Raw genomic sequence first — 14227 nt, 5'->3', positions numbered from 1 at the left:
TTGAGTCCATCGCGAGCGAGCTCGCTCCTACAGGTATTGCGCTGATAACGGATCTGTTGAGCGCAGGCTAAGAGCAACTTTAACGGGCGTCCAATCACTATTAACAACCGGGTGATCGAGCGGGTCGATGATGAACTTAATTTTGGGATTTGAAGGGCTGAAAGTTATTTCAAGTAATTGAAAAATAACAATAAAAAACGATGATAAATATCCTCGATCATGTGGTCGCAAATAGCGATTAGACAATAATTTACCCCTGTTAATATGCTTTTCTCCGTCAAACGATCAATGGCCTGAATCAGGTCACGGAGAAGTACCATGTCTCAAGTCGACCGCTACAAACCCTACAAAGGTGCCGCCGCCGGTTGGGGTGCACTGATTGCTGTCACCAAGAACTGGCTGGGCAGTGAAAACGCGCTGAAGAACATTCGCGCCATGCTCAAGACCAACCAGAACGGCGGCTTCGACTGCCCCGGTTGCGCCTGGGGCGAGTCGCCGGAAAACGGCATGGTCAAGTTCTGCGAAAACGGCGCCAAGGCGGTTAACTGGGAAGCCACGGGGCGTCTGGTCGACCCGGCGTTCTTCAACAAATACAGCGTCTCGGCGCTGGCCGAACAGAGCGATTACTGGCTGGAGTATCAGGGTCGCCTGACCCACCCGATGCACTATGACGCGGCCACCGACCGTTACGTGGAAACCACCTGGGACGAGGCCTTCGCGCTGATCGCCCGGCACCTCAACGCGCTGGAATCGCCGGACCAGGCCGAGTTCTACACCTCGGGCCGGGCCAGCAACGAGGCGGCTTATTTGTACCAGCTGTTCGTCCGGGCCTACGGCACCAACAACTTTCCGGACTGCTCCAACATGTGCCACGAAGCCAGCGCGGTGAGCATGATCGAAAGCCTCGGCGTGGGCAAAGGCACTGTGGTGTTTGACGACCTGGAGCATGCCGACGCGATCTTCGTCATCGGCCAGAACCCCGGCACCAACCACCCGCGGATGCTCGAGCCCTTGCGCGAAGCGGTCAAGCGCGGGGCCCAGGTGATCTGCATCAACCCGCTCAAGGAGCGCGGACTGGAGCGCTTCCAGCATCCGCAGCACCCGATCGAAATGCTCATGAACGGCTCCGAGCCGACCAACACCGCGTACTTCCGCCCGGCCCTGGGTGGCGACATGGCGGTGATGCGCGGCATGGTCAAGTTCCTGCTCCAGTGGGAGCGCGAAGCACAGGTCAGCGGCAGCGAGCCGGTGTTCGACCATGCCTTCATCGCCGAACACACCTCGGGAATGGGGGCCTACCTGGGCGAAGTCGACGCCACCAGTTGGGAGCACATCGAGCAGCAGTCGGGCATGCCCCTGGCAGACATCGAACTCGCCGCCCGCATGTACGCCCGGGCCAAACGGGTGATCATGTGCTGGGCGATGGGCCTGACCCAGCACACGCACTCGGTGCCGACCCTGCAGGAAGTCATCAATCTGATGCTGCTGCGCGGCAACGTCGGCCGTCCCGGCGCGGGCCTGTCGCCGGTTCGCGGCCACAGTAACGTGCAGGGCGACCGCACCATGGGCATCAACGAACTGGCGCCCACCGAGTTGCTCGATGCCCTGGAAAAACGCTTCTCCTTCAAGCCGCCGCGTGAGCATGGCCACAACACCGTGATGGCGATCGGCGCGATGGAGCAGGGGCGTTCGAAAGTGTTTATCGCCCTGGGCGGCAACTTCGCCCAGGCCACCCCCGACACGCCGCGTACCCACGCCGCGTTGCGCAAGTGCGACCTCACCGTGCACATCGCCACCAAGCTCAACCGCAGCCATCTGGTCACTGGCCGTGAAGCGCTGATCCTGCCGTGCCTGGGCCGCACCGACATCGACATCCAGGCCGAAGGGCCGCAAGGCGTCACCGTGGAAGACACCTTCAGCATGATCCACATCTCCCACGGCCAACTGAAACCCAAGTCCAAACACCTGCTGTCGGAACCGGCGATCATCGCCGGCATCGCTGCCGCGACACTGGGCAAGCACCCGATCGACTGGAACTGGGCCATCGGCGACTACGGGCGCATCCGCAACATGATTGCCGACACCATTCCCGGTTTCGAAGATTTCAACCGGCGCTTGCTGCACCCGGGCGGTTTCCACATGCCCAACGACGCAGCCAAACGCATCTGGAAAACCGCCAGCGGCAAGGCCCAGTTCACCCCGAGCGTGCTGCCGGAGCACCTGATCAGCGAGGGCGTGCGCAACCTGGCGGTCAAGCCGCACCTGATCCTGCAGACCATGCGCTCCCACGATCAGTACAACACCACGCTCTATGGCCTGGATGACCGCTATCGCGGGGTGTACGGCATGCGCGACGTGGTGTTCGCCAACGAGCAGGACATTCGCCGGCTGGGTTTCGAACCGGGGCAGAAGGTCGACCTGGTGGCGCTGTGGGACGACGATCGCGAGCGTCGGGTCAGCGGCTTCACCCTGATCGCCTACGACATTCCGGCCGGTCAGGCGGCGGCGTACTACCCGGAGACCAATCCGCTGGTGCCGCTGGAAAGTTACGGTGACCGCACCTTCACCCCGACTTCCAAGTTCGTCGCCATCCGGCTGGAGCAGGCCAGGGCCAGCAACCTGATTTCGACCTCCGCTGCGTAGTACCGATCACTCAAGACTTTGTGGGAGCGAGCTTGCTCGCGATTGCAGGGTGCCAGGCGCCATTGATGTTGAAGGTGCCGGCCTCATCGCGAGCAAGCTCGCTCCCACAGTTTTAAATCCGCGATGAGGATATCGACATGTTTAACCTGGAGGCACTGGACCTGGCGCGGATGCAATTCGCGTTCACGGTTTCGTTCCACATCATCTTTCCCGCCATCACCATCGGGCTGGCCAGTTTCCTGGCGGTGCTCGAAGGGCTTTGGCTGAAGACCCACAACGATACCTACCGCGATCTCTACCATTTCTGGTCGAAGATCTTCGCCGTCAACTTCGGCATGGGCGTGGTCTCGGGGCTGGTCATGGCCTACGAGTTCGGCACCAACTGGAGCCGCTTCTCCGACTTCGCCGGCAGCATCACCGGGCCGTTACTGACCTATGAAGTGCTCACGGCGTTCTTCCTCGAGGCCGGTTTCCTCGGGGTCATGCTGTTCGGCTGGAACCGGGTAGGGCGCGGCTTGCACTTCTTCTCGACGGTGATGGTGGCCATCGGCACGCTGATTTCGACCTTCTGGATTCTCGCCTCCAACAGCTGGATGCAGACGCCACAGGGTTTCGAGATCGTCGACGGTCGCGTGATGCCGCTGGACTGGCTGGCCATCGTGTTCAACCCGTCGTTCCCGTACCGCCTGGCGCACATGGCGATTGCCGCCTTCGTGGCCACGGCGTTCTTTGTCGGCTCGTCGGCGGCCTGGCACCTGCTGCGCGGCAACGACACCAAACAAGTGCGCAAGATGCTGTCGATGGCGTTGTGGATGGCCTTGATCGTCTGCCCGATCCAGGCTGTGGTCGGCGACGCCCACGGCTTGAACACCCTGGAACATCAACCGGCGAAGATCGCCGCGATCGAAGGGCACTGGGAAAACAACGGTAGCGAAGCGACGCCGCTGGTGCTGTTCGGCATCCCGGACATGCAGGCTGAGAAAACCAAGTACGCCATCGAGATTCCGTACCTGGGCAGCCTGATCCTGACCCACAGCCTCGACAAGCAGATCCCGGCGCTCAAGAGCTTCCCGAAAGAGGATCGCCCCAACGCGACGATCATTTTCTGGAGCTTTCGCGTCATGGCCGGGCTGGGCATGTTGATGGTGCTGGCCGGTGTGCTGGGCCTGGTCCTTCGTCGCAGCGGTGCCATCTACCGCAACCGCTGGTTCCTGCGCCTGATGCTGTGGATGGGCCCCAGCGGCCTGATCGCCATGCTCGCCGGCTGGATCACCACGGAAGTGGGGCGCCAGCCGTGGGTGGTGTATGGCCTGCAACGTACCGCGAATGCTGCGTCCAATCACAGCGTCACGCAGTTGAGCCTCTCGTTGGCGCTGTTCGTGGTGATCTACTTCTCGGTCTTCACGGTGGGTATCGGCTACATGATGAAACTGGTGGCCAAGGGGCCCAAGCCCCATCACGAACATGCGCCTGCGGGGCATTCCGATCAAGTCATCACACCGCGCCGGCCGCTGTCTGCCGACGCTGAAATCCTCGAAACCGACGCCCGCGTCAATTGAAGGAAGGGAGTTGAGTCATGGGTATTCAAGGTATCGATTTATCGCTGATCTGGGGCGTGATCATCGCTTTCGGCGTGATGATGTACGTGATCATGGACGGCTTCGACCTGGGGTTGGGCATTCTGTTTCCGCTGATCCCGGATGCGCAGGAGCGCGATGTGATGATGAACACCGTGGCACCGGTCTGGGACGGCAACGAGACCTGGCTGGTGCTGGGTGGCGCGGCCCTTTACGGCGCGTTCCCGCTGGCCTATTCGGTGATCCTGGAGGCGCTGTACCTGCCGTTGATTCTGATGTTGTGCGGCTTGATCTTCCGTGGCGTGGCGTTCGAGTTTCGCTTCAAGGCCAGCCCTGAAAAGCGTCATGTCTGGGACATGGCATTCATCGGCGGCTCGCTGCTGGCGACCTTCTCCCAGGGCGTGGTGATCGGCACTTACATTGCCGGTATCCCGGTGGTCGACCGCCAGTTCGCCGGTGGTTCGCTGGACTGGCTGGCACCCTTTCCATTGTTCTGCGGAGTCGGCCTGATCGTCGCCTATGCGCTGCTCGGCAGCACCTGGTTGCTGGTCAAGACCGAAGGCATGCTCGAATCGCGCATGCGCCTGTTCACCCGGCCCCTGGCCTGGTTGCTGTTGGCGGTGATCGGCGTGATCTGCGTGTGGACGCCGATCCTGCATCCGGACATCGCCACCCGCTGGTTTGCCCATGCGCACCTGGCAGTGTTCGCAGGCCTGGCGGTGCTGGCCTTGCTGGCGATGTTCGGCTTGCTCAAGACCCTGCGCCAACGCCACACCCATTGGCCGTTCGCCTTCACCCTGATGCTGGTGTTCCTCGGTTACATCGGTCTGGCGTTCAGTATCTGGCCGAACATCGTGCCGCCGTCGATCAGCCTGTGGGCCGCGGCATCACCGCCAACCAGCCAGTTGTTTATCCTGATCGGGGCGTTGTTCATCCTGCCGATCATCCTGATGTACACGGTCTGGAGCTACTACGTGTTCCGCGGCAAAGTGAGGATTGGCGATGGCTACCATTGATTCCCGTAAACCGGCACCGGCGCCTTGGTACAAGCGCCTGGGGTGGCTGGTGTTGATCTGGCTGGGCAGTGTGGTTGCGTTGGGGGTGGTGGCGGGGGCGTTGCGGATGTTGATGCAGGCGGCGGGGATGAGTAGTCACTGAGGGCAAGTCGTTAGAGGGTTCCAGTTTGCTTTGAGGTGTTTGGATTGGGTGAATATCCATTTCTGCGGTCACGGCGACTATTGGTTCCACCCTTACGGCGGGTCACTTTGGAAAAGCCTGTAGGAGCGAGCTTGCTCGCGATGGACGTCAACGATAACGCGCGCTGTCTGAATGATCGCGTTGTTCAGACGTTTTTCGCGAGCAAGCTTCGCTCCTACAGGTACGATCTGCCCCGCGGCCAAGGACTTCAGTCTCACCGCAAAAACTTCTTGAAGGGCACAGAGTTTTGTTTTTACTGCGCCCCAAACATCGCCGTCCAGTAAATCCCCGCATCGCTCTTCGGATCGGTCGCATACGCCGCGCCCAGTTCGCGGAACTGCGGGTTCATCAGGTTGGCGCAGTGGCCGGGGCTGGACAGCCAGCCTTCGACCACTTTGTGCGGGGTGTCTTGCCCGGCGGCGATGTTTTCGCCGATCTGCTGGAAGTCGTAGCCGGCCAGTTCCGCGCGGTCGCCCGGGGTGCGGCCGTCGCGGTCCTTGTGGTCGAAGTAGTTGTTGTTGGCCATGGAGCGCGAGTTGCCTTCGGCGGCGCTGGCCAGTGTGGCGTTCCAGGTCAGCGCTGGCGCGGCGGCGAAGGATTGTGCGCCGCACTGGCGTGGGCGGGTGCGTGCGGCGTTGAGTTCGGTGAGCAGCTTCTGGCCTTCGGCCTGCGCGTCGCCCAGGCTTGCGCTCAACAATGGCCGAGCGACCACGATGCGCCATTGCCGGTCCTGGCGGAAGACGCCGACATCGACAAATTGCGGGTCGAGGACGATCTGGCAAAAACTCTCCTGGATCGCCTTCATCGCCGCGGCTGCATCGCGAGGTCCGGACAGGCTGATGGCCTGCACGTTTTTCATCGGATAACCGGCAGTGGCCATGGCCTGTTGCAGATCACCGATGCTCGGGGCGCTCAGCACCAGGCGCGGGTCGGCCGACAGTGGCGGCAGCTCCGATGACACCTGGCCGGCGCAGCGCTGCAGTTGGCTGCGGTAGACGTTGATCGATTCGATCAATTGCGCTTCGTCCGCCGCCATGGCGTTGGCGGCACATACCAGGCCCAGTGACAAACCGGCCAGGCGCATTGCGGATGAGATGAATCCCATGAAAATCCCCCTTGAGCAGATGGCGCCCATGATGCGCGAAGTTGACCCATCCAGGACAACGGATTTATCCAAAGTGTAGTGGGGTAAGCGAAATCATTTCACTACTACACTGAATCGAATCGCTCACCGAGTGACATCGACCATGCGCTTCGACTGGATCGCCACCTGCCTTGCCCTGACGCTGATCGCCGGCCCGGTATCGGCTACGGATCAAAAACAAAAAGAAGAGTCGGCCGAGAACAAGGCCGAGGTGCTGGAACAGAAGGCCGCCGAGAACAAAAGCCCCGCACCGGCGCCCGGGAATGAAGCCATTACCCAGTCCGAGGTCCAGGCCGTCGACCCGGCGGGTGCCGCGCCGCTGGACGATGCGATCACGTGCCTGGCCCGCTCCATTTACTGGGAAGCCAAGGGCAAGGACTCTGCCGACATGGAGGCGGTGGCCAATGTGGTCATGAATCGCCTGGGGCACGAGGGCTTTCCGGACACGGTGTGCAAAGTGGTCAAGCAGGGATCGGAGACCAAGAGCTGTCAGTTCTCCTGGTGGTGTGACGGCAAATCCGATTCGGTCCAGGAAGAAGTGCCTTACGCGATGGCCAAGGAAATTGCGCGCAAGGCCCTGAACAAGGAGCTGCCGGATCGCACCCAGGGTGCCCTGTATTTCCATGATCGTACGGTCAAGCCGGATTGGGCCAGGGAATACATCAGGACCGTGGATATCGGCCTGTTCCGGTTTTATAAACCCCGCGACGGATCAGCCAGGTAGCGGCGCTGATTTCGGCCGCGAAGTGTTTTTTGCAGAGGTCGTGCGCGGCGTTATCCAAACTGAAATGTGTCTGTTTTATAAGCTTCATGACGCAACCGTGCGTGAATGACGCGATAAGCAGGGACTACACATGAAGTTGACGAGGGTCCGGATCAGTAGCCTCGCGCCGATCGCGGCGCAGTCGCCGGCGTGCGTGCCATGACCGTCCTGGTCACCGGTGCCGCCGGTTTCATCGGTTTTCATACGGTCCAGCGCTTGTGCCGCGAGGGTCAGGACGTCGTCGGTATCGACAACCTCAATGATTACTACGACGTAGAGCTCAAGCACGCACGCCTCAAGGTGCTGGAGACGTTGCCGGGTTTTCGCTTCCGGAAAATGGACATCGTCGACAAACCGACCCTGATGGACCTGTTCCGCGACCACGGGTTTACCGAGGTGGTGCACCTGGCGGCGCAAGCCGGGGTGCGTTACTCGCTGGACAACCCGGATGTCTATGGGCAGTCGAACCTGGTGGGTTTCCTCAATGTGCTGGAAGCCTGTCGGCACCATCGCCCCGAGCATCTGATCTATGCCTCGAGCAGCTCGGTGTACGGCACCAACAACAAGATGCCGTTCAGTGTCGAGGACCCTGTCGAACATCCCGTTTCGCTGTACGCCGCCAGCAAGCGAGCCAATGAACTGTTGGCCGAAAGTTACTGCCATCTGTATGGCTTGAAAGCCAGTGGCCTGCGCTTTTTTACCGTCTACGGCCCGTGGGGCCGCCCGGACATGGCGCTGTTCAAGTTTACCGACGCCATCCTCAAAGGCCTGCCCATCGACATCTACAACCAGGGCCAGATGGCGCGCGACTTTACCTATGTCGACGACATTGTCGAAGGCATCGCCCGACTGCGGCCAAAGCCTCCGGTGCCGCAAGGCTCTGGCGCTGGCGTCAACCGGCTCTTCAACATCGGGCGTGGCATGCCGGTGGCGTTGCTGGATTTTGTCGAGTGCCTGGAATCGGCCCTGGATCGACAGGCCCGGCGTAACTACCTGCCGATGCAGGCCGGTGATGTGGTCAGCACCTGGGCCGATGTCTCGGTACTGGCCGAATGGGTGGGCTTCAGCCCGCAGGTGACGCTGGAAGCCGGCGTCGCAGCGTTTGTGCAGTGGTATCGGCAGTTCTATCGGATTTGAAGCGTTCGCCTCTGATCTCGAAAAAATCATGAAAGGCGAGAGGGACCCCATGAGCCAGAGCCAAGACATTTTTGTATCCGTACTGATTCCCGCCAGGAACGAAGCGAACAACCTCAAGCCGCTGCTTGGGGAAATCCGCGTGGCGCTGGCTGATGAGTCGTACGAAATCATCGTCGTCGACGATGGCAGTACCGATGCGACCCTGCAGGAACTGCGGCAGATCCGCCACGATGGCTTGAGCCCCCTGCGCATCCTGCATCACGAGCGGTCGCTGGGGCAGAGCACTTCGCTGTACCACGCCGCTCGCGAGGCCCGCGGGCAATGGCTGGCGACCCTCGATGGCGACGGCCAGAACGACCCGGCGGACATCCCCGACATGCTGGCGCTGGTGCGCGGCGAACCGGGCAAGGTCGATGTGCAACTGGTCGCCGGGCACCGGGTCAATCGCCGCGACACCGCGAGCAAACGCTACGCCTCGCGGTTCGCCAACAACCTGCGTCGGCGCCTGCTCAAGGACGCCACCCCGGACACCGGTTGCGGCCTGAAACTGATCGAGCGCGCGGCGTTCTTGCGCCTGCCGTACTTCGACCACATGCACCGCTTCATTCCGGCGCTGATCCAGCGTCACAACGGGCGCATGATCGTGCACCCGGTCAACCATCGGCCGCGCACGGCCGGGGTGTCGAAATACGGCAACCTCGACCGCGCGCTGGTCGGCATTCTTGACCTGATCGGCGTCTGGTGGCTGATCAAGCGCACGCGGCTGAACACCATTGCCCAGGAGCTCGAAGGATGATGCTGACCCGTGAAACCCTGTGGCTGGTGGTCGGTTTTGCGGGGCAGATCGCCTTTACCGGGCGGTTTGTCCTGCAGTGGCTGTACAGCGAATACAAAAAGCGCAGCGTGATCCCGACCAGCTTCTGGTACCTGAGCATCGTCGGCAGCTCCTTGCTGCTGGCTTACGCCATCTACCGTCAGGATCCGGTGTTCATTGCCGGGCAGGCTTTTGGCTCCATCGTCTATTTTCGCAACCTGCAATTGATTGCCAAAAGCCGCAGCGTGAAGGAATGAACCATGCGTAGATCGTTGTCGCCCCGGGTCGAGTGCCTGGGGCTGATGCTGCTTGCCCTGTTGCTGATCGGCGCGGGGCTGGGGCTGCGCCAGGCACAGAACGTGGATGAGGAGCGCTTCCTCGGCGTCGCCCTGGAGATGCTGCTAAACGGCTCATGGTTGATCCCGCACCGTGCCGCCGAGATCTACGGTGACAAACCGCCGATCTTCATGTGGACGGTGGCGTTCTTCACCTGGCTGACCGGCAAGCCCAACATCGCGCTTTACCTGCCGGGACTGTTTTCGGCCGTGACGGTCACGGCGATGGTCTATGACCTGGGCCGCCGCTTGTGGACCCAGCGTATCGGGCGCAACGCCGCGCTGTTGTACCTGGCGACCTACCAGACCTACAGCATCCTGCGCACCGGCCAGATCGACAGCTTTTTGATTCTGTTCACCTCGCTTGGCCTTTACGGTCTGGCGCGCCACCTTCTGCTCGGCCCGGCGTGGCGCTGGTTTTACGCCGGCTGCGCGGCCATGGGCATCGGTGTGATCACCAAGGGTGTGGGTTTCCTGCCGGCGCTGTTGCTGATTCCGTACGCCTACGCGGTGCGCAAAGGCTGGTCGGGTGTGGTGGCCATGCCTGGCGAGGCGCGCAAGTGGTTGCTCGGGTTGGCGCTGATGCTTGGCGCTATCGCGATCTGGCTGTTGCCCTTGGCCTTGTCAATTTTCTTCAATGGCAGCGCGGACGAAATGGCCTATGCGCGGGAAATCCTCCTGCGCCAGACCGCGGGCCGCTATGCCGCTGCATGGCATCACCGCGAACCGTTCTGGTACTTCTTCACCAAGGTGATTCCGCAGTATTGGCTACCGCTGGTGCTGGTGCTGCCATGGCTGGTGCCTGCCTGGCGCCGTCAGTTGCAAAAGCGCGACGGCCGGGTCCTGGTATTGCTCGGTTGGGTGGTGCTGGTGGTGCTGTTTTTCTGCATCAGCACGGGCAAACGCAAGTTGTACATCTACCCGGCGCTGCCCGGGCTGGTGCTGGTCGCGGCGCCGCTGATGCCTTGGCTGCTCAAGCGCTGGTTCAAAAAGCACCCGCGTTTGCGTCGGGTGTTCCCGGCACTGGTGGTGACCTGGTTCGCGCTGTGGTTTGCACGGGGTTTCATCGAACCGCTCAAGGACGGCACCAACATCGATCAGGTGCTGATGGCGCAGGCGGCGACCCTGACCCAGGGCGCCGATCTGGTGCTGGTCAACTGGGAGGAGGGGCACTGGTTGTTCGCCCGCCAGCCGATCGTGCATTTCGGCATGGATAACTCGTCCATCGAGAAGGCCGCGCTGTATCTGCGCGAACACCCCAAGGCCTACGCCTTGGTGCCGGATGACGTTTTGAACCAGTGCTTCAAAGCCGAAGCGGCCCGTGAGCTGGGCGAAAACGCCCGGGCGAACTGGTCGATCGTGGGCGCGGATGCCGACAACGGCAAATGCCAGCCGCCAGAAGCCGGCAAAGCCTATCGGTTCAGCTGGAATGACCCGCACATGCCAATGGTGCCGGCGCAGGTAGCCAATCCCTGAGGGTTAAAAAGGTCCTTCACGCAATCCCGGAAACCTGTAGGAGCCAGCCTGCTGGCGATGAGCTCAAGCGCGCCGCGTTCATCCAGCTCGCCCGCGTCATCGTTAACGACCATCGCTGGCAAGCCAGCTCCCACAGGGGACCCTGCCCACGCTGAACTGCTGGCGATGGACTCCCATGCGCCGCGTTCATCCAGTTCGCACGCGTTATCGTTGACGACCATCGCTGGCAAGCCAGCTCCCACAAAGGCCCCAGCCCACGCTGAAACTACTGTAGGAGCCAGCCTGCTGGCGATGGACTCAAGCGCGCCGCGTTCACCCGGTTCACCCGCGTTATCGTTAACGAGCATCGCTGGCAGGCCAGCCCAGGAGACCGCGTTCGGCTCTCCTGTCACTGGCTGGCGTCCAGCACCACGCGGTAGCGCGCCTTGCCGCTGCGCAAGTGATCGATGGCGTCGTTGATCCGGCTCATGGGAAACATCTCGACCTGCGGCAGGATCTGATGGCGGGCGCAGAACTCCAGCATCATCGCGGTGTTGGCCGGTGAACCCACCGGTGAGGCGGACAGGGTTTTTTGCTGGGGAATCAGGTTGAACACGTGCACCGGAATCGCGTCGGGCACGACGCCGACAAAGTGCAGGCGCCCCTTGCCGCGCAGGGTGGCGAGCATGGCGGTCCAGTCGAGGTTGGCGTTGGCGGTGACCAGGAGAAAATCCAGGGTGCCGGCAATGGCGTTGAGCGCATCGGAGTCGGTCGAGGCAACCACCTTGTGTGCGCCCAGGCGCCTGGCTTCGTCCTGCTTGCTCAGCGATGAGGTGAACGCCGTGACTTCGCAGCCCCAGGCGTTGAGAAAGCGCAGCGCCAGGTGACCCAGGCCGCCGATGCCCACCACGCCGACCCGGTCGGTGGGCTTGATGCCGAATTCCACCAGCGGGTTGAACACGGTCGAGCCGGCACAGAACAACGGCCCGGCCATTGCCGGGTCGAGCCCGGCCGGGATCGGCAGGGCCCAGGCCCAGTGCGAGCGGACGCGGTCGGCAAAGCCGCCGTGGCTGCCGATGATGGTCGGTTGCACCGTGCTGCACAGGTTATGCGAGCCTTTGATACAGGACGTGCAATGCATGCAACTGCCCTTGTACCAGCCGATGCCCACCCGTTGCCCCGGTTCCAGGCCTCGCACCTGATCGCCCATCCGCACGATACGACCGACCACCTCATGACCGGGAATGAACGGGTAGCGGCTGATACCCCAGTCGTCGTCGATCAGCGACTGATCGGAGTGGCAGACGCCGCAATACTCCACGGCGACTTCCACCTCATCGTTGCCCAACGGACCGGGATCGTAGCTGTAGCGTTCCAGTGGCGCGCCCGCGGTCGTGGCGGCCCAGCCGGTAAAGGTGGTGAGTTCGCTGCTGTCGCTCATGGGATACCTCCAGATCAGAAGTCAGGGGTCGTGGCCGCTCGGGTGCAGCGGCGGAGCGAGGAAAGTGTAGCGGGTTGCCGGCGTCGCATCGGGCGCGAGCCTGGATACTTGAAAATACAAAGGCGCCCGATCTGGACACAATGCCGATACATGAGCGCGGTTTCATGGGCCAGGTCCCACGACAACAGAGAGATCCGCCATGTTCGGCAAACTGCAGCAGGTCGCCAGAATGTTCAGCCAGAGCGCCCGATTGATGGTCGGCGTTCCCGAGTACGACAACTACGTGGCACAAATGGCCCGCAACCGTCCGGGCGAGCCAGTGATGAGTTATGAGGCGTTTTTCCGCGAACGCCAGGAAGCGCGTTTCGGTCGGGGCAAGTGCAATACGCGGTGCTGCTGACTCGAGCGTTACCTCAGAAATCCAGATCGATCACGAAGGCATCATCGAAATCGGGGTTTTCGTTGATGCCGTTCCTGGCATAGCCCCGAGGGTTGCAGACCACGCGGGTATTGCCCACCCGATAATCAAAACTGCCATGGGTGTGGCCATGCAGCCACAGCGCCGGCTGCCAGTCTTTGATCCGCGCTTGGAGGTCCGAGACAAAACTTGAGTTGATAGGCGAACCGGCAAACGTCGGGCTGATGCTCGATCGTGTCGGGGCGAAATGCGAGACCACCACCGTGGGCGTGCGGCTGTCGCGGGCGAAGCAGTCTTGCAGCCAGGCGACCGTCTGCAGAAACACCAGCTGGGAAATGGCCGGCGTGAACAGGTCGGGAAAGTCGGGGGCGATCTTGATGTGGCTGAAGTCGCGGATCAGTTGAGTCGCCAGGTTGATACCCAGCGCTCGGTCCTCGGGGCTGTCGAGCAGACGATAGTCCGACCACAAGGTGCAACCGAGAAAGCGCACGCCGTCGTGCACGTACTCCGAACGTTCCAGCACGTGGATCTGCGTGCCTTGCGCCAGGCTGTTCAGTTGTTCGTAGGTCGAGACCAGGTCACTGCCATAGAACTCATGATTGCCTGCCACGTACAGCAGCGGAACCGGGCACGCCCTGGCCCACTCGATGGCCTTGGCGGGTCGCGCGATGTCCCCGGCGAGCACGACAATATCGGCGTCCACGGCGGGAAAGGGGACCGCATTGACGGACAGGTGCATGTCGGACAGCAAGGCGATGCGCATGGATCAACTCCGGCGTGGCTTGGAGGGCTGGTCAATCAAGTTACGCGTTGTGAGCCCGTCGCCACAAGCCTGCTCCCACAGTTTTGATCTTCAGTGAACGCCAATCCCACGGCTGGCCACAACCCCTGTGGGAGCGGGCTTGCCCGCGAAAGCGGCGTGTCAGGCGCCATGTTTTTTGGATGTGCCGGCCACTTCGCGAGCAAGCCCGCTCCCACAGGGGGGCGGTTGACTGTTTACTTCAGGTACCACCCCACGGCTGGTCGCTGACGGCCTGCACCTCGCCATAGCGTTTGACCACATTGCGGTATTCGATATCGCTTGGGGGATAGGACCAGCTTCGAGCTTCAAGCCTGGATACAGGTGATGTGGAAATTCACTGTTTAAGCGTGCTTGTTTAAGCGCTGTCAGCGTTACTTCCCGCAAGCTACAACACCTTGCGTCGTTGCCTACAGCTACGCCAGAATCCGCCGGCTTGTGCGTCTAGAGCGTGGGTTTTATCGTTTGCCGGTCGCTGAAAAACAGCGATCGGGTTTGGTAGCC

The 14227-nt window shown here is 61.7% G+C and carries 13 protein-coding genes; 10 read left to right on the top strand and 3 right to left on the bottom strand.

Translation table 11 applies throughout. From position 1 onward, the window contains the following. Positions 1-318 precede the first annotated feature (318 nt). From BSF40_RS25205 to BSF40_RS25190, 4 genes are all read left to right on the top strand, one after another. Complete coding sequence (locus tag BSF40_RS25205) at positions 319-2643, top strand: FdhF/YdeP family oxidoreductase (protein ID WP_095967276.1); 2325 nt, start codon at positions 319-321, stop codon at positions 2641-2643. Positions 2644-2780: 137 nt separating this feature from the next. Then, positions 2781-4202, top strand: coding sequence for a cytochrome ubiquinol oxidase subunit I (locus BSF40_RS25200; RefSeq protein WP_095967275.1), 1422 nt, complete (start codon positions 2781-2783; stop codon positions 4200-4202). Positions 4203-4219: 17 nt separating this feature from the next. Next, positions 4220-5236, top strand: coding sequence for a cytochrome d ubiquinol oxidase subunit II (gene cydB, locus BSF40_RS25195; protein ID WP_015095531.1), 1017 nt, complete (start codon positions 4220-4222; stop codon positions 5234-5236). Next, the gene (locus BSF40_RS25190; RefSeq protein WP_095967274.1) at positions 5223-5378 is read left to right on the top strand and encodes a DUF2474 domain-containing protein; all 156 of its coding nucleotides are present in this window, start codon (positions 5223-5225) and stop codon (positions 5376-5378) included. The genes cydB and BSF40_RS25190 overlap by 14 nt, the downstream gene beginning before the upstream one ends. A 292-nt stretch (positions 5379-5670) precedes the next feature. Here the strand turns inward: BSF40_RS25190 and BSF40_RS25185 are convergent, their stop codons facing one another. Next, entirely contained in the window at positions 5671-6522 is an 852-nt protein-coding gene (locus BSF40_RS25185) for a CAP domain-containing protein (RefSeq protein WP_095967273.1), read from the bottom strand. 142 nt (positions 6523-6664) lie between these two features. Here BSF40_RS25185 and BSF40_RS25180 point away from each other — a divergent pair, with 142 nt between their 5' ends. From BSF40_RS25180 to BSF40_RS25160, 5 genes are all read left to right on the top strand, one after another. Continuing rightward, a complete protein-coding gene (locus BSF40_RS25180) occupies positions 6665-7285 on the top strand; it encodes a cell wall hydrolase (protein WP_095967272.1) in 621 nt (206 codons plus the stop codon). Between the two features lie 198 nt (positions 7286-7483). Further along, positions 7484-8461 carry an NAD-dependent epimerase gene (locus BSF40_RS25175; RefSeq protein ID WP_095967271.1) on the top strand — a complete coding sequence of 326 codons (978 nt, stop codon included), beginning with the start codon at positions 7484-7486 and terminating at the stop codon, positions 8459-8461. A 49-nt stretch (positions 8462-8510) separates the two neighbouring features. After that, entirely contained in the window at positions 8511-9257 is a 747-nt protein-coding gene (locus BSF40_RS25170) for a glycosyltransferase family 2 protein (protein ID WP_095967270.1), read from the top strand. Then, positions 9254-9532 carry a lipid-A-disaccharide synthase N-terminal domain-containing protein gene (locus BSF40_RS25165; RefSeq protein ID WP_007976061.1) on the top strand — a complete coding sequence of 93 codons (279 nt, stop codon included), beginning with the start codon at positions 9254-9256 and terminating at the stop codon, positions 9530-9532. Before BSF40_RS25170 ends, BSF40_RS25165 begins: the two co-directional genes overlap by 4 nt. Before the next feature lie 3 nt (positions 9533-9535). Further along, positions 9536-11086 (top strand): glycosyltransferase family 39 protein, encoded by a 1551-nt coding sequence (locus BSF40_RS25160; RefSeq protein ID WP_095967269.1) that lies wholly within the window; start codon positions 9536-9538, stop codon positions 11084-11086. Between the two features lie 388 nt (positions 11087-11474). On the opposite strand, the gene BSF40_RS25150 is transcribed toward BSF40_RS25160, so the two are convergent. Beyond that, on the bottom strand, positions 11475-12506 hold the full coding sequence (locus BSF40_RS25150; RefSeq protein WP_095967267.1) for an NAD(P)-dependent alcohol dehydrogenase: 1032 nt from the start codon (positions 12504-12506) through the stop codon (positions 11475-11477). A gap of 199 nt (positions 12507-12705) precedes the next feature. Between BSF40_RS25150 and BSF40_RS25145 the strand changes: the two genes are divergently transcribed. After that, positions 12706-12906, top strand: a complete 201-nt coding sequence (locus BSF40_RS25145; RefSeq protein WP_095967266.1) for a YbdD/YjiX family protein — start codon at positions 12706-12708, stop codon at positions 12904-12906. 13 nt (positions 12907-12919) lie between these two features. Here BSF40_RS25145 and BSF40_RS25140 read toward each other — a convergent pair whose 3' ends face one another. Continuing rightward, on the bottom strand, positions 12920-13687 hold the full coding sequence (locus tag BSF40_RS25140) for a metallophosphoesterase (protein WP_095967265.1): 768 nt from the start codon (positions 13685-13687) through the stop codon (positions 12920-12922). Between the last annotated feature and the right edge of the window lie 540 nt (positions 13688-14227).

The sequence above is a fragment of the Pseudomonas sp. ACN5 genome, from assembly GCF_002303975.1.
Taxonomy (GTDB): domain Bacteria; phylum Pseudomonadota; class Gammaproteobacteria; order Pseudomonadales; family Pseudomonadaceae; genus Aquipseudomonas; species Aquipseudomonas laurylsulfatiphila.
Note: the sequence above shows the minus strand (reverse complement) of the source record. Positions and strands in the feature narration are given on the sequence as shown.

What these genes read in the sequence shown, in the direction of transcription:
- BSF40_RS25205 (WP_095967276.1), top strand. Translation starts at nt 319, where the DNA reads ATGTCTCAAGTCGACCGCTACAAACCCTACAAAGGTGCCGCCGCCGGT.
- BSF40_RS25200 (WP_095967275.1), top strand. Translation starts at nt 2,781, where the DNA reads ATGTTTAACCTGGAGGCACTGGACCTGGCGCGGATGCAATTCGCGTTC.
- cydB (WP_015095531.1), top strand. Translation starts at nt 4,220, where the DNA reads ATGGGTATTCAAGGTATCGATTTATCGCTGATCTGGGGCGTGATCATC.
- BSF40_RS25190 (WP_095967274.1), top strand. Translation starts at nt 5,223, where the DNA reads ATGGCTACCATTGATTCCCGTAAACCGGCACCGGCGCCTTGGTACAAG.
- BSF40_RS25185 (WP_095967273.1), bottom strand. Translation starts at nt 6,522, where the DNA reads ATGGGATTCATCTCATCCGCAATGCGCCTGGCCGGTTTGTCACTGGGC.
- BSF40_RS25180 (WP_095967272.1), top strand. Translation starts at nt 6,665, where the DNA reads ATGCGCTTCGACTGGATCGCCACCTGCCTTGCCCTGACGCTGATCGCC.
- BSF40_RS25175 (WP_095967271.1), top strand. Translation starts at nt 7,484, where the DNA reads ATGACCGTCCTGGTCACCGGTGCCGCCGGTTTCATCGGTTTTCATACG.
- BSF40_RS25170 (WP_095967270.1), top strand. Translation starts at nt 8,511, where the DNA reads ATGAGCCAGAGCCAAGACATTTTTGTATCCGTACTGATTCCCGCCAGG.
- BSF40_RS25165 (WP_007976061.1), top strand. Translation starts at nt 9,254, where the DNA reads ATGATGCTGACCCGTGAAACCCTGTGGCTGGTGGTCGGTTTTGCGGGG.
- BSF40_RS25160 (WP_095967269.1), top strand. Translation starts at nt 9,536, where the DNA reads ATGCGTAGATCGTTGTCGCCCCGGGTCGAGTGCCTGGGGCTGATGCTG.
- BSF40_RS25150 (WP_095967267.1), bottom strand. Translation starts at nt 12,506, where the DNA reads ATGAGCGACAGCAGCGAACTCACCACCTTTACCGGCTGGGCCGCCACG.
- BSF40_RS25145 (WP_095967266.1), top strand. Translation starts at nt 12,706, where the DNA reads ATGTTCGGCAAACTGCAGCAGGTCGCCAGAATGTTCAGCCAGAGCGCC.
- BSF40_RS25140 (WP_095967265.1), bottom strand. Translation starts at nt 13,687, where the DNA reads ATGCGCATCGCCTTGCTGTCCGACATGCACCTGTCCGTCAATGCGGTC.